The 19,437-nt window shown below is 49.5% G+C and carries 19 protein-coding genes; 8 read left to right on the top strand and 11 right to left on the bottom strand.

The genetic code is table 11. From position 1 onward, the window contains the following. Positions 1 to 13: 13 nt before the first annotated feature. Positions 14 to 733, bottom strand: a complete 720-nt coding sequence (locus tag DSM465_RS0112515) for a (Fe-S)-binding protein (RefSeq protein ID WP_029761485.1) — start codon at positions 731 to 733, stop codon at positions 14 to 16. Between the two features lie 109 nt (positions 734 to 842). Further along, positions 843 to 1,568, bottom strand: coding sequence for a FadR/GntR family transcriptional regulator (locus tag DSM465_RS0112510; protein ID WP_029761484.1), 726 nt, complete (start codon positions 1,566 to 1,568; stop codon positions 843 to 845). Positions 1,569 to 1,875: 307 nt separating this feature from the next. Here DSM465_RS0112510 and DSM465_RS0112505 point away from each other — a divergent pair, with 307 nt between their 5' ends. The 3 genes from DSM465_RS0112505 to DSM465_RS0112495 all read left to right on the top strand — a co-directional run bounded on the left by DSM465_RS0112505 (position 1,876) and on the right by DSM465_RS0112495 (position 6,432). Further along, complete coding sequence (locus tag DSM465_RS0112505) at positions 1,876 to 3,552, top strand: L-lactate permease (RefSeq protein ID WP_008881222.1); 1,677 nt, start codon at positions 1,876 to 1,878, stop codon at positions 3,550 to 3,552. Between the two features lie 106 nt (positions 3,553 to 3,658). Continuing rightward, the gene (gene glcD / locus DSM465_RS0112500) at positions 3,659 to 5,071 is read left to right on the top strand and encodes a glycolate oxidase subunit GlcD (RefSeq protein WP_008881221.1); all 1,413 of its coding nucleotides are present in this window, start codon (positions 3,659 to 3,661) and stop codon (positions 5,069 to 5,071) included. Beyond that, a complete protein-coding gene (locus DSM465_RS0112495) occupies positions 5,068 to 6,432 on the top strand; it encodes a (Fe-S)-binding protein (protein WP_011886749.1) in 1,365 nt (454 codons plus the stop codon). Before glcD ends, DSM465_RS0112495 begins: the two co-directional genes overlap by 4 nt. A gap of 196 nt (positions 6,433 to 6,628) precedes the next feature. Here the strand turns inward: DSM465_RS0112495 and mreBH are convergent, their stop codons facing one another. After that, positions 6,629 to 7,636: a rod-share determining protein MreBH gene (gene mreBH / locus DSM465_RS0112490; protein ID WP_008881219.1), complete on the bottom strand. Its 1,008-nt coding sequence runs from the start codon at positions 7,634 to 7,636 to the stop codon at positions 6,629 to 6,631. A 443-nt stretch (positions 7,637 to 8,079) separates the two neighbouring features. Beyond that, positions 8,080 to 8,532 (bottom strand): C40 family peptidase, encoded by a 453-nt coding sequence (locus DSM465_RS0112485; RefSeq protein ID WP_008881218.1) that lies wholly within the window; start codon positions 8,530 to 8,532, stop codon positions 8,080 to 8,082. Between the two features lie 339 nt (positions 8,533 to 8,871). Between DSM465_RS0112485 and DSM465_RS0112480 the strand changes: the two genes are divergently transcribed. The 4 genes from DSM465_RS0112480 to DSM465_RS0112465 all read left to right on the top strand — a co-directional run bounded on the left by DSM465_RS0112480 (position 8,872) and on the right by DSM465_RS0112465 (position 13,207). Continuing rightward, a complete protein-coding gene (locus DSM465_RS0112480) occupies positions 8,872 to 11,325 on the top strand; it encodes a putative bifunctional diguanylate cyclase/phosphodiesterase (protein ID WP_029761483.1) in 2,454 nt (817 codons plus the stop codon). Position 11,326: 1 nt separating this feature from the next. Next, a complete protein-coding gene (locus DSM465_RS0112475) occupies positions 11,327 to 11,698 on the top strand; it encodes a DnaJ family domain-containing protein (RefSeq protein ID WP_029761482.1) in 372 nt (123 codons plus the stop codon). A gap of 202 nt (positions 11,699 to 11,900) precedes the next feature. Continuing rightward, complete coding sequence (locus DSM465_RS0112470) at positions 11,901 to 12,464, top strand: hypothetical protein (protein ID WP_008881215.1); 564 nt, start codon at positions 11,901 to 11,903, stop codon at positions 12,462 to 12,464. A 101-nt stretch (positions 12,465 to 12,565) separates the two neighbouring features. After that, a complete protein-coding gene (locus DSM465_RS0112465) occupies positions 12,566 to 13,207 on the top strand; it encodes a precorrin-2 dehydrogenase/sirohydrochlorin ferrochelatase family protein (protein WP_008881214.1) in 642 nt (213 codons plus the stop codon). A 189-nt stretch (positions 13,208 to 13,396) separates the two neighbouring features. Here DSM465_RS0112465 and bshB2 read toward each other — a convergent pair whose 3' ends face one another. Together bshB2 and DSM465_RS0112455 are read right to left on the bottom strand one after the other, a co-directional pair. Beyond that, a complete protein-coding gene (bshB2, locus tag DSM465_RS0112460; RefSeq protein ID WP_029761481.1) occupies positions 13,397 to 14,050 on the bottom strand; it encodes a bacillithiol biosynthesis deacetylase BshB2 in 654 nt (217 codons plus the stop codon). A 13-nt stretch (positions 14,051 to 14,063) separates the two neighbouring features. Beyond that, positions 14,064 to 14,411 (bottom strand): YojF family protein, encoded by a 348-nt coding sequence (locus DSM465_RS0112455; protein ID WP_008881212.1) that lies wholly within the window; start codon positions 14,409 to 14,411, stop codon positions 14,064 to 14,066. A gap of 163 nt (positions 14,412 to 14,574) precedes the next feature. Between DSM465_RS0112455 and DSM465_RS0112450 the strand changes: the two genes are divergently transcribed. Beyond that, the gene (locus tag DSM465_RS0112450) at positions 14,575 to 15,345 is read left to right on the top strand and encodes an arginase family protein (RefSeq protein WP_008881211.1); all 771 of its coding nucleotides are present in this window, start codon (positions 14,575 to 14,577) and stop codon (positions 15,343 to 15,345) included. A 252-nt stretch (positions 15,346 to 15,597) separates the two neighbouring features. On the opposite strand, the gene DSM465_RS0112445 is transcribed toward DSM465_RS0112450, so the two are convergent. The 5 genes from DSM465_RS0112445 to sat all read right to left on the bottom strand — a co-directional run bounded on the left by DSM465_RS0112445 (position 15,598) and on the right by sat (position 19,428). Continuing rightward, positions 15,598 to 15,882: an acylphosphatase gene (locus DSM465_RS0112445; RefSeq protein ID WP_008881210.1), complete on the bottom strand. Its 285-nt coding sequence runs from the start codon at positions 15,880 to 15,882 to the stop codon at positions 15,598 to 15,600. A gap of 87 nt (positions 15,883 to 15,969) precedes the next feature. After that, the gene (locus DSM465_RS0112440) at positions 15,970 to 16,716 is read right to left on the bottom strand and encodes a sirohydrochlorin chelatase (protein WP_029761480.1); all 747 of its coding nucleotides are present in this window, start codon (positions 16,714 to 16,716) and stop codon (positions 15,970 to 15,972) included. Positions 16,717 to 16,726: 10 nt separating this feature from the next. Beyond that, entirely contained in the window at positions 16,727 to 17,503 is a 777-nt protein-coding gene (gene cobA / locus DSM465_RS0112435; protein WP_008881208.1) for a uroporphyrinogen-III C-methyltransferase, read from the bottom strand. 140 nt (positions 17,504 to 17,643) lie between these two features. Further along, a complete protein-coding gene (gene cysC / locus DSM465_RS0112430) occupies positions 17,644 to 18,255 on the bottom strand; it encodes an adenylyl-sulfate kinase (RefSeq protein WP_008881207.1) in 612 nt (203 codons plus the stop codon). A 12-nt stretch (positions 18,256 to 18,267) separates the two neighbouring features. Continuing rightward, the gene (gene sat / locus DSM465_RS0112425; RefSeq protein ID WP_008881206.1) at positions 18,268 to 19,428 is read right to left on the bottom strand and encodes a sulfate adenylyltransferase; all 1,161 of its coding nucleotides are present in this window, start codon (positions 19,426 to 19,428) and stop codon (positions 18,268 to 18,270) included. Positions 19,429 to 19,437: the final 9 nt, after the last annotated feature.

The following is a 19,437-nucleotide window of genomic DNA, read 5'->3' as shown; positions in this document are numbered from 1 at the left end:
TTCCCCCCCTTTTTTAGTTGCGATGATTTAATACTTCGGCGATATGCATGACGCGAATCGGTTTGCCGACCCGTCCGATGCGTCCCCCGATGTTCATTAAACAGCCGCAGTCGGCGCCGATTAAGTAGTCGGCCTTCACTTCTTCGATATGCTCGATTTTTTCATCAACCATTTGTTCAGAAATCGGACCCATTTTAACGGAAAAGGTGCCGCCGAATCCACAGCATTGATGAGCGTTAGGCAGCGGAACAAGTTCAAGTCCTTTGACATGTTCTAACAGGCGGAGTGGGGCTTCTTTTTCGCCAAGGAGCCGCGTCATATGACAAGACGTATGGTATGTCGCCCGCCCAGGAAGTGAGGCACCGACATCTTCAACTCTCAACACGTTGACGAGAAATTGCGTCAGCTCGTATGTTTTCGCCGCTAGGCGCTTTGCTTCCTCTTCCCATTCCGGATCACCACGGAAGATGCGTGGATATTCTTTTAACATTGCTGCACACGAACCGGACGGGGTGACGACGTAGTCCGCATCGGCGAACGCACGCATCATTTGTTTCATCGCTTCTTTTGCATCTTTGATATAGCCGCTGTTATACGCCGGCTGCCCACAGCACGTTTGCGCCTCCGGAAAGTCAATCTCACAACCGAGCCGTTCAAGCAGTTCGACGGTCGCCTTGCCGACATTCGTATAAAAAAGATCAATGAGGCATGTGACGAATAACGATACTTTCACTTACTCTCCCTCCTATTTTATCTAGCAGAGTGAACAGGTCATCTGATGACTATATGTCTATTATAAATGATTTTTTCAGATTTGTAGTTCTTTTTTGTAAAAAATGCACTCAGTTTGACTGCTGAGTGCGAATGTAGCGATACAACACGTTTTCGACATTAGTCAAATGCTCAAGCATGCGCGTCCGAGCTTCGTCTGGATTTTGTTCGCGAATGGCTTCGAAAATGGCTTGGTGTTCAGCAAGTAGCTTTTCGGTCGTCGTTTGTTTCGAAAACAGCCAAATGCGGCGCGTTTCTCGCATCGTTTCGACGATCATGCCCGATACGCTGTTCATGATGCTTGTGAGCATCGGATTTTGTGACGCGGCCGCAATGGCCATATGGAATGCGAAATCTGCTTTCTCGCCAAGCTCATCGCTGCCAATCCCTTCTTTCATTTGCCGAAGGGCTTCCATCATCGCTTTAAGATCACGGTCTGTCCGCTTCGTAGCAGCGAGCGAGGCGGCGCCTGCCTCAAGAAGCTTGCGTACTTCAAGCAAATGCCAAATATCTTCCTTGTTCATTAAGACGGCAATCGATAACGGAAACGTCATCATTGTCGGATCGAACTCACGTACGTACGTTCCTTCTCCTTGTTTGAGTTCGATTAGCCCCATCGCTTTCAAAGCAGTGAGTGCCTCGCGAATGGCGGCCCGTCCGACTTGAAACTGTTCGGCCAGCTGTTGGACGGAATCGAGTTTATCGCCAGGCTTTAGCACGCCGTTTTTAATCATGTCGAAAATAGCTTCGGCCACTTCTTCATAAATTTTTTTTGTTTTAATCTGCTTAAACATCAATGGATCCACCTCAATACGATAAAGTAGATTCCCGATTGTAGGGAAGACATATTCTGCACTGTCTATTATGATATAGCATCATGGTAAGAGACAAGCGCTATTTGTTGCTAGCAGAAGAGCACAACGAATAGAAAGTTCAAAAAATTTAAAAACAACTATTGTCTTTTAAAGAAAACGCTTTTATAATTTGAGACAGACGACGTTTCTTATCTGGTCATCTGATGACTGGAAGAGTGAAATAAAAAGATGAGAGGCCGATCATTGATAAACGTCGTTAAGCCAGTCGCAAAGGGGAGGGGAAAACCGCATGCAGTGGAAGCAAGATTTTACACCGATTGCTGACCAGTTATGGTTGTCGGCCATTGTCGCACTCATTCCGATTTTGTATTTCTTTTGGGCGTTGGCTGTCAAACGGATGAAAGGGCATGTTGCAGGGCTGACGACGTTGCTGCTTGCAGTTGTTCTGGCTGTAATCGCTTACAGAATGCCGGCTGGAAAGGCAGTCATGTCGGTGACGCAAGGCGCGGTGTACGGATTGTTGCCGATTGGTTGGATCATCATTACGTCTGTCTTTTTATATAAGCTGACAGTGAAAACCGGCCATTTTGACATTATTCGTAACTCCGTCGTTTCGCTTACCGAAGACCGGCGACTGCAGGCGTTGCTCATCGCTTTTTCGTTTGGAGCATTTTTGGAAGGGGCAGCCGGGTTTGGTGCACCGGTAGCGATTTCGGCAGCACTTCTTGCCGGGTTAGGGTTTAATCCGCTTTACGCTGCGGGCATCTGTTTGATTGCCAATACGGCACCGGTCGCGTTCGGGGCGGTCGGGATTCCGATCATCTCGATGGAAGGGCCGACCGGCGTGCCGGCGATGGAAATTTCGAAAATGGTTGGGCGACAGCTCCCGTTTTTATCGGTGTTCATTCCGTTCTACCTTGTACTGATTATGGCGGGATGGAAAAGAACCATTGAGGTGTTGCCAGCGATTATCGTTTCTGGTGTTTCGTTTGCGTTGACGCAATACTTATCGTCAAACTTTTTAGGGCCGGAGCTGCCGGACATTTTGTCTTCGCTCGTTTCGATCGTCGCGTTGGCTGTTTTTTTGAAATATTGGAAGCCGCGAAGCACATTCCGCTTTGCGACGGAATCGGAGGTAGCGGTCGCCGGCCAAGTGGCTCGTGCGACGCACAGCAGCGGAGAGGTGTTCCGGGCGTGGTCGCCGTTTCTCGTGCTGACGGCGTTGATCTCGCTTTGGGGCATTCCGCAAGTGAAGGCGGCTCTTACCGGTCATTATGAAGGGACAAACAGCTTGCTGAAGTTTGTCAACATCATCGGCTCGCATTTGACATTTGCGCCGCCGGTACCGGGCTTGAACAACCAAATTTTAGATGCGAATGGCCAACCAATTGCCGCTGTGTATAAGCTGGAGTTGCTCGGTGCAGCGGGAACGGCTATTTTGCTGGCGGCGGTTGTGACGAAGTTTATTGTTAACATTTCGTGGAAAGACTGGGCGCAAACGTTTGTGGAAACGCTGAGTGAGCTGAAATATCCGATTGTCACCATCGCTTCGGTCGTTGGCTTTGCCTATATTGCCAACTCATCGGGCATGAGTACGACACTTGGGATGGCGCTGGCGAAAACAGGTCCGCTCTTTCCTTTCTTCTCACCATTTTTAGGTTGGCTAGGCGTGTTTATTACCGGTTCCGATACGTCGTCGAACTTATTGTTCGGCAACTTGCAAAAAGTGACGGCGACATCGATTGGCATGGAACCCGTACTGGCGTTGGCAGCCAACTCGTCCGGCGGGGTCGTCGGGAAAATGATTTCGCCGCAGTCGATCGCTGTTGCCTGTGCAGCCGTTGGCTTGACTGGCAAAGAATCCGACTTATTCCGCTTCACAGTCAAACATAGCTTATTCTTAATCATCTTGATTGGCATTATTGTTTACTTGCAATCGACGGTATTGTCATGGATGATTCCATAACGGTAACGGAGGGGGACGAGGCTTGGCGAAGGTGGGCAAGAGGCGCCAAGCCCGGCCCCTTTTCCGCTGTCCATGAGCATCAACCACTTTGGAAGAGGTGAGACAGTTGATTCCAAACGAAGCGAAAAAACGGTTGATTCAAATTGTCGGAGCGGAAAATTACGATGATACGAAGGCTGGGCGGCTCGTTTATTCCTACGATGCGACGCCACAGTTCCAATCGCTTCCCGATGCAGTTGTTGCACCCCGAAATACACAAGAGGTGGCGGAAATTGCGAAAATTTGCAATGAATATCGAATTCCGATCGTACCGCGTGGATCGGGAACGAACCTTTGTGCGGGTACATGTCCAGTTGAAGGCGGTATCGTCCTGCTGTTTAAACATATGAACCGCATTTTAGAAATTGATGAAGAAAACTTGACGGCGACTGTTCAACCAGGGGTGATCACGCTCGACCTCATGAGAGCCGTTGAGGAAAAAGGGTTGTTTTATCCACCAGATCCCGGGTCGATGAAAATCTCGACGATCGGCGGCAACATTAGTGAAAATTCCGGCGGCTTGCGAGGTCTCAAATATGGAGTGACACGCGATTATGTACTCGGATTAGAAGTCGTCTTGGCAAATGGCGATGTCATCCGCACGGGCGGCAAGCTGGCAAAAGATGTGGCTGGCTATGACTTAACTCGTCTGCTTGTCGGAGCGGAAGGGACGCTTGGCATTGTTACCGAAGCAACGTTGAAACTGATCCCCATGCCAGAGACGAAACAGACGATGCTTGCTCTTTACCAAGATTTAGAGGCAGCTGCCCGTTCTGTATCGAAAATCATTGCCAATCAAATCATCCCCGCAACGCTTGAGTTTTTAGACCAACCGACGTTGGAAGTTGTTGAGGACTACGCTCGCATCGGTTTGCCGACCGATGTGAAAGCCGTTTTGCTCATTGAACAGGATGGGCCAAAAGAAGTCGTGGAACGCGATATGAAAAAGATGGCTGATATTTGCCGCTCAGAGCAAGCTGTGTCTGTTGAACTTGCCCGCTCAGAGGAAGAGGCTGAGGCGCTGCGGACAGCGAGACGAGCGGCGTTATCGGCACTGGCTCGCTTGAAACCGACGACGATTTTAGAAGATGCGACCGTGCCACGTTCGGAAATTGCAAAAATGGTGAAAGCCATCAATGAGATCGCAGCGAAATATCAACTCAAAATTTGTACGTTCGGACATGCTGGCGATGGCAACTTGCATCCAACCTGTCCGACCGATGCCCGCAACCGCGAGGAAATGGAGCGGGTAGAAAAAGCGTTTGAAGAAATTTTCGCCAAAGCGATTGAATTAGGAGGAACGATCACTGGTGAACACGGTGTCGGAGCGATGAAAGCACCGTATCTGGAATGGAAGCTTGGACCGGCTGGCATTGCTGCCATGAAAGCGATCAAACAGGCGCTCGACCCGAACAACATTATGAATCCAGGCAAAGTGTTCGCTAAAAGCACGAGAAAACGGGTGGTGGTGACACGATGACAACGAAGACAGAACAAGCGCACATTCAAAAAGCGTTTCAAGAACGGATGGATGAGGATGAATTAATGAACTGCATGCGCTGTGGTTTTTGTTTGCCGTCGTGTCCAACATACATTGAATCCGGACAGCAAGAAACCCAGTCGCCGCGCGGCCGGATCGCCTTAATGAAAGCAGTTGTGGATGGGCTGATCGAGCCGGATGAGGAAGTCGAGCGGTCGCTTAGCTTATGTTTAGGCTGCCGGGCATGTGAACAAGTTTGTCCGTCTGGCGTCCGCTATGGCCATTTGCTTGAAGAGGCGCGCGATATTATCGCGCAGCACAAGCGAATGCCGCTTCACGTCCGTCTTGTGCGCAAGCTTGTATTTGCCGGGCTGTTTCCATATCAAGAGCGAATGCGAAAGGCGACCGCATTTCTCGGTTGGTATCAGCGTTCCGGCTTGCGGGCAATTGTCCGCAAAACTGGTCTGCTTCGCCTGTTGCCGGCATCGTTCCGGCAAATGGAGCGCGTGCTGCCGGACGTGCCGACGGCAAAAGAGATGAAAAATCGGCCACATCGCCTGAATCCGGATGAGCCAGCAAAAAAACGAGTCGCTTTTTTCACCGGCTGTTTGATGGATACGATGTTTATGACAACAAACGATGCGACGATGCGTCTATTGCAGCTCGCCGGCTGTGAAGTCATCATTCCGCCATCTCAAGGTTGCTGTGGAGCGTTGCACGGTCATGGGGGGGAAAAAGAGATGGCGAAAGAGTTAGCGAAACGAAATATTGCTGCTTTTGAACAGTTGGACGTCGACTATATTGTGACAAACGCAGGCGGTTGTGGTGCGTTTTTACTTGAATACGATCACTTGCTGAAGGACGATCCAGAATGGTGCGATCGGGCGGCGGCGTTTGCTGCGAAGATCAAAGATGTCTCTGAAGTGCTTGTCGAACTCGAGTTTCATCAACTGCCGCTTCGCGTTGCGCCGCAAACGATCACCTACCAAGATTCGTGCCATTTGCGAAACGTGATGAAAACAGCATCAGCTCCGCGCCGCCTGCTGCGAGCGATTGAAGGGGCTGAGTTTCGTGAAATGAAAGATGCCGATCGCTGCTGTGGTTCGGCCGGCATTTACAATCTCGTTGAGCCAGAAATGTCGATGCAAATTTTAGATTATAAAATGGAAATGGCGAAACAAACGAAAGCCACGACGATCGTCACCGCGAATCCAGGGTGTTTGCTGCAAATGAAGCTTGGCATCGAGCGAGCCGGGTTGACAGAAAGCGTCCGTGCGGTCCATATTGTGGATTTGTTGCTTGAGGCGGCTGAAGGAGCACAAGCAGTAAGAGAGGAAGAACGCATCCGGCAAACGTCGTAATGCGAGGTCGGTGTAAACCTTTCCGTGTGGATCGGCGGCTCCAACGCGACGAAAGCGCGAAGGCAACTGTTCATTCATATGAAAATGAAAACCCCCGCGTCCATGGCGGGGGTTTTCATGATGAATGGTGAAGTATCCATCCGTACAAATGGTCGACCATTTGTTTTTTGTCGATGGCTAGAGGGAGCCTAGCTCGTTACAGCGCTGTGCTGAGCCGTTTCGGTATCGCCTGCAACGCTTTTCCGGTGCCGATGGCGACCGCCTCAGCTGGGTTTGGCGCCACATGCACCGGCACGTGCAGTGTAGCACTTAGCCATTGCTCAATGCCGTGAAGCAAGGCTCCTCCTCCAGTGAGAACAATGCCGCGGTCGATAATATCGCCGCTTAGTTCGGCCGGGCACTCTTCAAGGACAGAACGAATGGCTTCGGCAATTTGCAGAAGCGATTCTTTGATGGCCTGTTGTACCTCAGCCGGATCAAGGGAAACGGCTTTAAGAAATCCAGTAACAAAATCACGGCCGTGAATGGTCATCGGTTGCGTCAAGCTAGTTCCCGGAGCACTGCCAATTTCGATTTTCACTTGTTCAGCTGTTTGTTCGCCAATTAACAAATTGTAGCGTTGGCGAACATATTGCATAATGTCTTCGTCAAGCTGGTTGCCGCCGATACGAAGCGACTGACAAGCAACAACGCCGCCAAACGAGATAATCGCAGCTTCCGTTTTGCCGGCTCCTAAATGTACGATGACGTTGGCGACAGGTTCGCCCACCGGCAAATCAGCTCCAATAGCCGCTGCGACTGGCTCTTCGATGAAATGAATATGCTTCGCTCCACAATGTTTGGCGATTTCATAAAAAGAGCGGCGTTCGACGGAGGTGGCGTGAAACGGAACGCTCATAACGATGCTCGGTTTTTTGAAGGAGAGGCCGAGCTGTCTGCTGGATTGTTTGAAGACTTGTTGCAACAACGCTTTTGCTTGGTCAAAATCAGCGATAACGCCATTTCGCAGTGGATAGGTGACCTCGACATGAGCCGGAGCTTTGCCGATCATTTGCTTTGCTTTTTGGCCGATCGCCATCAGCTTGTCCGCTTGACGGTTATAGGCGATCGCTGCCGGTTCGTCAAAAAGAAGCCCCTTCGTTTGACTAAACAGCCGGACATTCATTGTCCCTAAATCGATGCCCAGCTCTGAGGAAGCGAACAATGAAAACACCTGCCTTTATCAAAAATCGATGAACGGACAACAAATCATCATCTATAAACATTCGACATATGTCGTTGATTTATGACGGTTATGTTAGATGCATACAAGAGAATTGCTTATGTGGCATATTTATGATTCTTCGAAAAGCATCGTTGCGGGCACATGCAAGGTTCGTGAATTAGCCGGTCTCTGTTTTTGGATGAATTCACTTCACTTATCAGACGATAGGGAAAGGAATGCAAAAAAATTTTTATTTTCATGTATAAAAAACGAAAAGGGAGGAAATGAATAATAGCGTAACGTTTTCCAAGTATTCCCCCGATCCCCTATGAATATATATTGGGCTCTCCGATTGTGGAGAGCCGCTTTTTTTGGCCATAATAAAACTCCCTGCCTATTAGGCGAGCCTAATAGGACAGAGAGCTCTTCGTTCACTGAAACCATTACAACCGTTTAGCTCCGACATATTTCGTTTTCCAGTAGGAGCTGTTTAAATTATCAATTTTAACACCGCGCGAAACGGCATGGATGACTCGGTTGTTTCCAATGTAAATCGCAACATGGGAAACGCCTTTTGTTCGTTTCGAAGTGTTAAAGAACACTAAATCTCCCGGTTTTAAATTCGACTTATGTACATACTTACCTTTTTTATACATTTCTTTGGAAGAACGGGGCAAAGTAACGCCCACTTTTTTATGTGTGTAATAAACAAACCCGGAGCAATCGAATCCTTTTGGTGTTGTGCCGCCATACCGATAAGGAGTGCCGATAAGCTTTTTGGCTTCAGCGATCAGGCGTGTTTTATTAGCTGCTGCACTGGTGTCAGAAACGTTTACAAACAAGGAGGAAAATAGGACAATCATTGACAGAGACAAAAGAGTAAGCCATTTTTTCATTTTCCCTAAACCCCCGACAAGATCTCTTTCGATTCGACATCATTTGACTATAGTATAACAGAGGAAAACAGTCTTGTTTTTTACAGTTGAATTAAATAATGTTACAATGAGATTACAAACATAAGACCTAGTAATAATGGTTTATGTTAATCTTTTTTCTGTGTTCTTTTCGAGATATGGTGCTTATATATCCATATTTTTTGGTTCTATAGTCCTATGGTAAGCTTGAGTGTATGTCGGAAGTTGTCGAACGAATAGGAACGGCGGAGGGAAGCGAGTTGGGAGAACTAACTTTATAATGAAAGAAGCGCGTCGAAAAATCTATGACGGTGATGATTGATGTCGAATAAATTCGAATATCTTGTATACATATTAGGAGTTCTCTTGACAGCTAGTGCTGTTTATATGTATGCCCATCGGATGGCAAAGCAGCACGGGGCATTGTCACCATGGAGCGCAGCACCGAAGCTGACTGCCGCCTTCTTTATATGTTCACTCTTTCTTTTAGGCGGCGGAATAGCCTGGATTGATGAAGCGGAGAACCGCGAATATGGTGAATACAAGGAAAGCGCGAAGCAAATCGCCGGCATGATTGCCAGTGATTTGGCCGCCAGGGGACATGAGCAGCTTGATGAAAACGCGGATCGTCTGCCTGTGTATCATTCGATCCTAGCTGCACTTGGACGATGGCAGCAACACGGCCTCGTGCGTAGTGTATATACGTTAAAAAAGAACGAGCACGGCGAGTTGTATGTTGTTGTGGCTCCAGCGGTCGATGGCAGCCGGAGCGGCCGCATCGACGGAAAACATGAGCAGGCTGTTCCGCCCGGGACGATTTACCGTCATGCTTTTGCAGAAATAGAGGAAGCGTTTCGCGGCCGATTTGCAATGGAAAAGCATCCGAGGGCGGACGGATCCGGGAAAAGCATCAGCACATTTATGCCGATTCATGGGCTTGACGGGACAGTAAACGCAGTCGTCGGCATCGATTATGATGCGAAGGTATATGAGCGGCGCTTGAAAAAAGAGCGGCAAAAGGCAGCAGCAATCATGATGATGATTTATTTCATTGCCGTCTCCATTTATTTGTTGGTGCTGCATCGACAAATAGGACGGAAGGTGTTGGCCGCCCATAAAAAAACGCTAGCGGCGAACGAGCAGCGATTGCGGCAGTTGGCAGAAATGACGATGGAAGGAGTCATCGTGTGTGCCTCCGGGAAAATTGTCGAGGTCAACGAAGCGGCATGCCGTCTGCTTGGTTATAGGGAAAGCGAACTCGTTCACTTGCCAATCAATGATGTAGTTGTCGACGGATCAATGAGGCCGAGTTGTTCGAACAACGGGGTGGAGCGATTTGAAATCGAGCTGCGCCGAAAAGATGGAGCGGTGTTTCCGGCGGAAATCGTTCAGCATTGCTACGATGATGAAGGGCAAAAAGTAACGGTCGTCGCCGTCCGCGATTTAACGGCGCAAAAACAAAACGAAGAGCCTATGCACGATATCGTCAGCCATGACGAATTGACCGGGCTGGCGAACAAAGAGGCGATGTATAAGGTAGTGGAGCGCCGTCTTGCTGATGCAAAAAGATTTCATCGAGAAGCAGCAGTTATGCTTTTAGAGGTGACTAGCATTAAGACGATTAACGATTTTTACGGCTATGCCGTTGGAGATGAAGTGTTGCTCCATTTGGCACGTCGTTGGAGTGAGCAAGAAGGAATAACGGTCGGACGTTGGAGCGGGAATGAATTTATCGCTGTGCTGCCAGATAGCTCAAATGAAAAAGCAGAGGAAGCTGCAAAACGGTTGATTGAAGTTGCAGACGAACCGATTGCTGTTAACGGCCTTGAATTATATGTGACTGTAAACGTTGGCATCAGCGTCTATCCAAAGGATGGAGAGGAGACAAAAACGTTAATCCGCAAGGCAGATATTGCTCGCTATGAGGCGAGGGAAAAAGTGGTGAGTGATTTTCTCTTTTTCAACGAACCGATGGCTGACCGGCTGCATGAAAAGATGGCCATGGAACGTGATTTACGGCGTGCGCTTGAAAGGGAAGAGTTCGAGCTGTACTACCAGCCGCAGATTCGGCTTTATGATCGACAAGTCATTGGTATGGAAGCGCTTATTCGTTGGCGCCACCCGGAAAAAGGATTCATTCCGCCATCCCTATTTATTCCAATCGCTGAACAAACAGGAATGATTATTCGAATCAACGAATGGGTGATTCGCACCGCCTGCCAGCAAACGAAACAGCTGATCGATCAGTTTCCCCATTTGTCTGTCTCTGTCAATTTGTCGCCGTACGAATTTGAAAGCCGACGGTTTGTCGATAAGCTCGCCCGCCTGCTCGCTGACACCGGGCTGCCGCCGCACCATTTAGATCTTGAAATTACAGAGCGAATGACGATGGATACAGAGCATGCATTCGATATTTTGTCGAAACTGAAGTCGCTCGGCGTGACGATCAGCATGGACGATTTCGGCACCGGTTACAGCTCGCTCAGCTACTTGACTGATTTGCCGATCGATCGGCTGAAAATTGACCGTTCATTTGTCCAGCATATTCAAGGAAAAAAAGATGTCATCTTGCCGTCCATTATCCGCCTCGGGCATAATATAGGTGTAAAAGTATTAGCCGAAGGAGTAGAAACAGAGACCGAAGCGGCCTATTTACAAGGAAAACGGTGTGATGAAGCGCAAGGATATTACTTTTCCCCGCCGCTTCCGTATGGCGAATTTGTTCGTTTTTTAACTGAACAGCATGCGAGGCGGCAGGCACAGGAGCTGACGTAAAATGGATGGGTTTTGGCGCATTGACGAAGAGAAAATTCGTGAAGCGATGAAAAACGGAGAGTTTGACGAGTTGCCTGGTTTTGGGAAGCCGCTTGAGCTCGAGGATGTTTCCCACATTCCGGAAGAGTTACGGATCGGGTATTTATTGCTGAAAAACGCTGGGTATGTGACGGAAGAGACGAAATTGCGAAAAGAACTGATGACGCTTGAAGATTTGCTTCGCTGTTGCGAGGATGACGAGAAAAAGAAAGAACTGATGAAAAAATGGACAGAAAAACAGCTCCGCTTTGCTGAATTAATGAAAAAACGGCAACAAACAAACTCAAAGGCACTGCGCGATTACGGGCGGCGCATTGAGGAAAAATTTCGCTAAACGTTTTCGCTCAATAAACATAGGGAGGTTCGATTTTTTGCGAGCCTCCTTATTTTTTATGCAATGATGACCAAAAAACGGGGAAAAATAGGAAGGAACGATCGTGGGAAAGGAGAGGTAGCAGCATACGCGAGGAAACTGTTAACTAAGCGAGTCTAAGTTGCCGTGAAGAAAAAACGAAAAAGAAAAGGAGTGAAAAAACATGAAAAGCGTATGGATGGCATTTTTTGCTTCTCTTGTGCTGGCGATGCCGTCATGGGTAACTGCCGGTCATCATGAAGCCGTCAACGTTCATTTGCCGGTCGGGCATATGTGGAAGCACGGAGCGCTTGATGAACAAAAGTGGATGGAAATGGTTCAAACATATACGCCGGAGCAAGCTGGCGAGTGGAAAAAAGTACTCGACGAACGGAAAGCGCTGCGCCAACAGTTCGAGGATGAAAAAGTAAAGAAGGCAATGAAAGAAAAGTACAAGCAAATGAAAAAAGAGCGTGAAGCGGCGCTTGATCGGCTCATCGATCAGCTCGCGAACAAAAAAATAACGAAAGAACAGTTTAAGCAAGAACTGAAACAGTTACATAAAAAGAAACATTGGATGACAAAAGAAGAGAAACAGCGACTCCATATGCTTCACGAGCAAACAAGACAGGCCATGGAGAACAATGACCAAGAGGCAATGAAAAAACTGCTTCCACAATGGCTCGAGCATATGAAAAAGGAAAACGAGCGGTTGGCGAAATGTCTTCAAGAAGTCAAAGAAGGGTGATATAATGAAAGAAAAGCCGTGTTCCATGCACGGCTTCTTTTTTTATCATTGAATTGGCTGATGGAAGGGAACGAGGCTCATCGCGAGGGGAGGGGTATGTCATGGGATACCCGGTCATTCTCCATTTACGCGGCCGACGGGCGGTCGTTGTCGGCGGGGGGAAGGTGGCGGCGCGGAAAATCCGAGGACTGCTAGAGGCAGGAGCAGATGTTGTGATGGTCGCCCCTGAAGCGGAACCGGAGCTTCAAGCGTTAGCAGCAGCGGGAACGATTGTCTGGCGTATCAAGACATTTGCCCCTAGTGATTTGGAAGGGGCGTTTCTCGTCATCGCTGCGACGAACGATGACAAGGTGAACGAGGCAGTGGCACAGGCGGCAGCGCCGGGGCAACTGCTCAATGTCGTTGATGCCCCACAACGGTGTGATTTTCATGTTCCGGCGGTCATCCGCCGCGGCCCATTAACGATCGCGGTTTCGACCGAAGGAGCAAGCCCAGCGGTCGCCCGCCGCATCCGCCGCGAACTTGAAGATCAATACGGAGAAGAGTACGGGCCGTATCTCGAGTTTTTGCAGCAAGCCCGCGATATCGTGTTGCGCGAAGTCGCGGACCCCGAGGGACGAAAGCGGCTGTTTCAGGCGCTCGCTGCTGATTCGTTCCGGCAAAGCGGTCGTTGGGGCGAGGAATTTTCTCACTTATTGGCAAAGGAAAAAGAACGAAGCAGCAAGAAGGGGAGAGAACGCTGAACCTCTCGATATACACATTGTGGATGGCTTCGGTTTGCTTGCTTCCTAGCAGTCGTGAAACAAACGAGAAGAGGGTGTCCTAAAAGCAGCGGAGCACCCTTTTCAGCACTGTATAAAGCGTTGAACATCTCCGTAAGAGAATGTCTATCTCTCTTGAAAAAAGGCGACCTTTTCAACGGCTCCTTTCTGTTAATCGTCCCACCGGTACGTCCAAAACCGCTCTGTTTTCAGCCAGGCGAGCGCGTCGCCGCGCTTAGAGGCTGCCTGCATCAGCCCTTCCGTTTGGGAGCGGTGAGCGCGAATGGCGGCGAGTTTCGTATCAATCACTGAGCTAACATCGCGGACAATATCCGGCTGACCGAGGTCTTGTTCGCAGTTTTTGGAAAAGGCGACACAATAAACGGTCGGCCGTTGCTCTTTTGGCCACCGCTTCAAAGCGCGGATGACAGCAGCCCCGCATGCATCATGATCGGGGTGGACACTGTAGCCAGGATAAAATGTAATGACAAGCGACGGGTTTGTTTCTGCGACGATGGCTGCAATCCGGTCGGCAAGTTCTTCTTCATCTTCGAATTCGACGGTTTTGTCGCGATAGCCGAGCAAGCGCAAATCGTGAATACCGAGAACGCGGCATGCTTCCTCTAATTCTTGTCTGCGAATCAATGGCAATGTTTCACGATTGGCGAACGGGGGCACGCCCATATTTCTTCCCATTTCGCCAAGCGTCAAGCAAGCGTATGTCACCGGTGTGCCGCTTTGCACATACTGGGCGATTGTTCCCGAGACGCCGAACGCTTCATCGTCCGGGTGGGGAAAGACAACGAGTACATGTTGTTCGTTCATCGGACTCCCCTCCTTAGGCAAATGGCTTGTCACTCAGCTCAAGAGCGACCGCCAGTTTCCCTTCATAATCATGTCCTGCTAACAGCAATTGTCCTTCTTTCGTCCATTCCCAATGGGTTAACCCTTCAGCATACACCCAGCCGATGTCCAGCTTCAGCCCGACGCGATATGGACCTGGACCGGTGATTTTGCCGCGGGTGAAGCGGATGAGGGCGTTGCGGATGTAAGCGCCAGCGGAAAAAAAACCTTCGTTATGATGAGAAGCGTATGCTCCGTTCGTTGTTTCTAAATGAATATATATGTCGCGGTTAGCCAAGCGGTTCAGTGCCTCTTGTACAGCGGTGGTGTCGATCGGCTGCATGCAGGTCCCTCCTTTAGTTGCTTTCTATATATTGTACATGACGAGAGCATAAGAACGGAAATATTTCGTCTCTCATTGTATAATAGAAAAGGCTACATCTTGGACTCATCCACACCTTAGAGGCGTTGAATAATGATTCAGCGGAAGGAAAGGGTGAGGAGAAATGGGGTTTCAAGGTAACGGTGTCACTGTGCTCAATTTTGACGGTACGTACCGGCCACAAAAGCGGCTGTTTTGTTTTCCACACGAGTGGATTGATCTCGCTGACGTACCGGAGACAAATTTGTATTGCAGCGAAGCGGCGCTTGCCGAGATTGAAAGACGGTTACGCCGGCGGCGAACCCGTGGGGCGGTGCTGATCGGGAGCGGCAACTACCATTATGTCACGTATTTGTTGTTAAGGGAAATAAGCGAACCGTTTACGCTTGTGCTGTTTGACCACCATACGGACGCTGAACAGGACGAAAGCAGCCTCATTTCATGCGGATCGTGGGTGGCTCATGCGCTTCAGTACGCGCAGCTGCGAAAAGTTGTGATTGTTGGCCCATCATTTTCTCCGCGTAATCTCCGTTTATCTCCAAACATCACTGTTTTTCCATTTGCTGATCATGATGAATGGCCGAATGAGCTTCTGAAGGCCATCCCGACCGGAAGCGTGTATATAAGCATCGATAAAGACGTGCTTCGTCGCGAAGACGCAGTTACGAACTGGGATCAAGGAATGATGACGCTTTCTCGATTGCTCGCTTGCTTGCGTCTGCTACTATTCTATAAAAAAGTGTTGGGTGTAGACATATGCGGTGAATACCCGAAAGCCGTCATCGATGTGTTTCATCCGCTTTGCCTTGAGGCACAGTGGAAAAATGAACAGGCGAATAGTGCCATTTTAGAGACGTGTTTTCGTTATGCTACTTCCCATTTGCGTCCGGCTTAACAGGGGAATGCCTAAAAGACCGATGAAAATCGCGGGTTCCAATCATCGATGATGGTTAAGTGTTCCAAAAATCAAAACCGCTATAGTAAGCTTTTGATAACATCATCCATCTTCTAAAGTTGCTTTCATCTTAAGTTAAAGGGAGCAAGTGGACATGCAGCCATCAGGGCTGCCTTTTGTCTGCAGGGAAAGGTGGCTTCTTTGGGCGGTCAGTGACCAATCGTACAAACTGTACTGAACATGGCGCTGGTGTTAAAGCCCGCCGCCGTACATAATGCGAAATTGTTTTTCATCCGGTCGGACGTCGCGCTGCTCAATGTGCATACGAGAGACTTTAGCAAACATCGTTCCGGCTTCAATCGTATCCAAAAAGAGCTGGACGGCACTTTCATGGCCTTGGGCTTCCATTTCCACCGTCCCATCGTCATTGTTTTTTACCCAGCCGGTCAGCTGTCGCTTCAGTGCCTCGTGCTGGACGAAATAGCGAAAGCCAACACCTTGTACACGTCCTTCGACAATGACATGAACCCGTTTCATATGGTAAAGCCTCCTTCATTGGGACCGTTCTGCTTCCATCATATAATAGATACGGCCTAATGTACATGAAAAAAGGAGCTTGTCTTTTCAAGCTCCTTTTTTCGCCAACGATAGCGACAATACTTGCTCTTGAATAAGTGTTACGAGACGCGGATGATAGCCTAAGTAAGAGCATAAATGCCACTGTTGGTGTGAAACAGGCAGCGCCTCTAGTTTCCGTTCGATCGTTTTCATTAAGACGCCGGTAAATAATAAATACGGAACGACAAACACATGCCGATATATGGATGCGTTCGCCTGCTCAAGCCCTTCGTCAAGCGTCGGATGGATAGCAGCGAGAAAGCAAATGTCAACGTGCGGCACGTTCGTTTTTTCTTTCAGGAGCCGAGCGATAGCGGTGATGTCGCGCTTTGTATCCGGGTCGCTGCTGCCGCGGCCGATGAGAAGAATCATCGATTCGTTATCAAGTGGCGTCGGATGTTCACCGATGCGGTCGATGATGATATCGATCATCGATTCATGGACGCCAAACGGGGTGCCGCAGACGATTTCAAGAGATGGATGACGCTGTTTCGCGAGCTCGAGCGCCGCTGGAATGTCGTGCTTCGCGTGTCCCGCGGATAGAAGCAGCAGTGGAACGACGATGATGCGCGTTGCTCCTTGGGCGACGCAACGGTCAACGCCAGTCACAATGTCCGGTTCTGCCAGTTCAACGAAGCAAAGTTCCTGAATCGGGATGTCGATGGCTGCTTTGCATTGTTCGACGAAACGAGCCGCCTCATAGCAGGCTGCAGCGATGCGGCTGCCGTGACTGACATATAGAATGGCTTCCATCACGACCGCCTCACGATGTTGCACCAGCAGCTGCAGATGACGCCAACAGCCGTTCGAACCATTGAATGTTGGCGCGTAGCCGGACGACATCCCCGATGATGATCATGCTTGGATTTTCAATGTTTTCTTTAGCAACGATCCCGGCGATCGTCGTCAGCGTGCCGGTGACTGTTCGTTGAGCCGCTGTTGTTCCCCATTGGATAACCGCTACCGGCGTCTCTGGCATTTTGCCATATTTGATTAGCTGTTCGCAAATATATGGCAAATTGTGGACACCCATGTAAATGGCGATCGTATCAATGCCCTTGGCAAGGCTCTCCCATTTGATATCTTCACGGATTCCGTCGCGCCGATGTCCGGTGACAAAGGCAACGCTTGAGCTGAACTCGCGATGGGTGACGGGGATGCCGGCATAAGCCGTCGCAGCGATAGCAGCGGTGACACCAGGAACGATCTCAAACTCAATCCCATGTTTGACGAGCGCCTCAGCCTCTTCGCCGCCGCGCCCGAATACGAACGGGTCGCCGCCTTTTAGACGGACGACGTTTTTTCCTTTTTTGGCGTGCAGGACGAGCGAATGGTTGATCGTTTCTTGTTGCATGACGTGGTAGCCGGGCAGCTTGCCGCAAAAGATGAGCTCAGCGCCCGGTTTGGCATACGACAACAGCTCTTCGTTAATGAGGCGGTCATATAAAATGACATCCGCCTGCTGAATGCATTTTAATCCTTTGACAGTGATGAGTTCCGGATCGCCGGGACCGGCGCCGACAAGATACACTTTGCCCATCGTTGTTTCAGCCCTTTCTTGTATGATCCCAGCTGGCCATCTAAAGGCGGTGCTTTTATTGTGAACAGCTTAATTTGGCATGAAAACGACTTTGTTCAATGGTCTCCCACTCTTTTTTAGTGGGAGACAAGAAATGGCGGTCAGTTTGTTTCGGCGGCCGGAATGAACCCGCGCTCGCGCAGATAGGCGAGCACTTGCTCGACGCACTCGTCGACAGAGTAGCGGTGTGTTTCAACCGTCAACTCAGGCGCTTCCGGCGCTTCATACGGTGAATCAATGCCAGTAAATTCGCGGATTTCGCCGCGGCGCGCTTTTTTGTACAGTCCTTTTGGATCGCGTTTTTCACATTCTTCAAGCGGGCAATTAACATAAATTTCGATAAACTCGTCTTCTTCGACGAGACGGCGGACAAGTGCCCGGTCTTCGGCAAACGGAGAGATAAATGCGGTGAGAACAAACTGTCCGCTGTCGACAAACAGCTTTGCCACTTCGCCAATGCGGCGAATGTTTTCCGTCCGGTCGGCCGCAGAGAAGCCGAGGTCTTTATTGAGCCCATGGCGGATGTTGTCCCCGTCTAATACGTAGTTTTGAATGCCGAGCTCAAACAGCCGTCTTGAGACGGCATTTGCTACGGTTGATTTGCCGGAGCCGGACAACCCGGTGAACCAAAGGATGGCGCTATGATGACCGTTACGCTCGCGCCGATCTGTTTTTGTGACCGATGTATGATGCCAAACAATGTTCGTGCTCATGATGCTCCCCCTTTAGCGAGCTGATGGAGTGACCGCTTCACGTTTTTGTAGTCCTTTGATCAAGACGGCAGCCACTTCCGGACGGCTGAACGTGCTTGGCGGTACTTGCCCGTTGCGCAGCATTTCACGGACTTTCGTGCCAGAAAGGACGACGTGATGTTCAGCGTCATGCGGGCACGTTTTCGTCGACGCCATGCCTTCGCATTTGGTGCAATAAAAGCTATGTTCGAAAAAGAGCGGCGTAATCCCGAGTTCTTCAGCCGTAAAGTTCGAGAAGATTTTTTGTGCGTCATAGGTGCCATAATAATTGCCGACACCGGCATGGTCACGGCCGACAATGAAGTGTGTACAGCCGAAGTTTTTGCGCACCATGGCATGGAAAATGGCCTCACGCGGTCCGGCATAGCGCATAGCCGCTTGGAAGACACCCAAGAAGACACGATCTTTCGGGTAATAGTTTTCAAGCAGTACTTGGTAGCTTTCCATCCGGATGTCAGCCGGAATGTCATCTGCTTTCGTTTCGCCAACGAGCGGATTTAAAAACAAACCATCGACAATCTCAAGCGCACATTTTTGAATGTATTCATGGGCGCGATGAACCGGATTACGTGTTTGGAAGCCGACAACGGTGTTCCATCCAAGTTCGGCAAACCGTTTCCGCGTTTCTGTCGGATCGAAATAAAACGCGGCGAACTGTCCTTTATCAGTTCGTTTGACAAGCGTGATCTCTCCACCGACGTACACATCCGGTTTTTCAAACAGTTTGCGCACGCCAGGGTGGGCGAGTTCGTCTGTTTTGTAAACGAGCGTTGCTTCCTTCGTTTTGTCCGGACGGTAAATATCGGCAATTTCGATGACACCGTAGACGTCGCCGCCATAAACGAGTTTGGCTTTATCGCCGATGGCGAGCTCTTTTGCCTTTTCTTCCGTCACTGCGAGTGTGATCGGAATGCTCCAGACGGTGCCGTCAGCGAGGCGCATCGTTTCCACGACCGCATCGTAGTCTGCTTTCGTTAAAAAGCCAGTAAGAGGGCTGTACGCTCCCGTGCCGATCAACTCCAAATCGCTTAATTCTGCATTCGACAGTTCGATCGTTTTAGTTACTTCATTGAGCGGATAGTCCGGATTCCAACGGTTAATTAATGTACCGCCATGCGGGATGCTTAAACTCATGTTTGTAAC

The organism is Geobacillus thermodenitrificans subsp. thermodenitrificans DSM 465, from assembly GCF_000496575.1.
Lineage (GTDB): Bacteria > Bacillota > Bacilli > Bacillales > Anoxybacillaceae > Geobacillus > Geobacillus thermodenitrificans.
This window is presented reverse-complemented; position numbering and strand designations above follow the sequence as displayed.

Coding starts and splice junctions, on each gene's coding strand:
- DSM465_RS0112480 (WP_029761483.1), top strand. CDS start 8,872: ATGTCGAATAAATTCGAATATCTTGTATACATATTAGGAGTTCTCTTG.
- bshB2 (WP_029761481.1), bottom strand. CDS start 14,050: ATGAACGAACAACATGTACTCGTTGTCTTTCCCCACCCGGACGATGAA.
- DSM465_RS0112485 (WP_008881218.1), bottom strand. CDS start 8,532: ATGAAAAAATGGCTTACTCTTTTGTCTCTGTCAATGATTGTCCTATTT.
- DSM465_RS0112465 (WP_008881214.1), top strand. CDS start 12,566: ATGGGATACCCGGTCATTCTCCATTTACGCGGCCGACGGGCGGTCGTT.
- cobA (WP_008881208.1), bottom strand. CDS start 17,503: ATGGGCAAAGTGTATCTTGTCGGCGCCGGTCCCGGCGATCCGGAACTC.
- DSM465_RS0112445 (WP_008881210.1), bottom strand. CDS start 15,882: ATGAAACGGGTTCATGTCATTGTCGAAGGACGTGTACAAGGTGTTGGC.
- DSM465_RS0112505 (WP_008881222.1), top strand. CDS start 1,876: ATGCAGTGGAAGCAAGATTTTACACCGATTGCTGACCAGTTATGGTTG.
- DSM465_RS0112440 (WP_029761480.1), bottom strand. CDS start 16,716: ATGGAAGCCATTCTATATGTCAGTCACGGCAGCCGCATCGCTGCAGCC.
- DSM465_RS0112475 (WP_029761482.1), top strand. CDS start 11,327: ATGGATGGGTTTTGGCGCATTGACGAAGAGAAAATTCGTGAAGCGATG.
- DSM465_RS0112455 (WP_008881212.1), bottom strand. CDS start 14,411: ATGCAGCCGATCGACACCACCGCTGTACAAGAGGCACTGAACCGCTTG.
- cysC (WP_008881207.1), bottom strand. CDS start 18,255: ATGAGCACGAACATTGTTTGGCATCATACATCGGTCACAAAAACAGAT.
- DSM465_RS0112495 (WP_011886749.1), top strand. CDS start 5,068: ATGACAACGAAGACAGAACAAGCGCACATTCAAAAAGCGTTTCAAGAA.
- DSM465_RS0112470 (WP_008881215.1), top strand. CDS start 11,901: ATGAAAAGCGTATGGATGGCATTTTTTGCTTCTCTTGTGCTGGCGATG.
- sat (WP_008881206.1), bottom strand. CDS start 19,428: ATGAGTTTAAGCATCCCGCATGGCGGTACATTAATTAACCGTTGGAAT.
- DSM465_RS0112450 (WP_008881211.1), top strand. CDS start 14,575: ATGGGGTTTCAAGGTAACGGTGTCACTGTGCTCAATTTTGACGGTACG.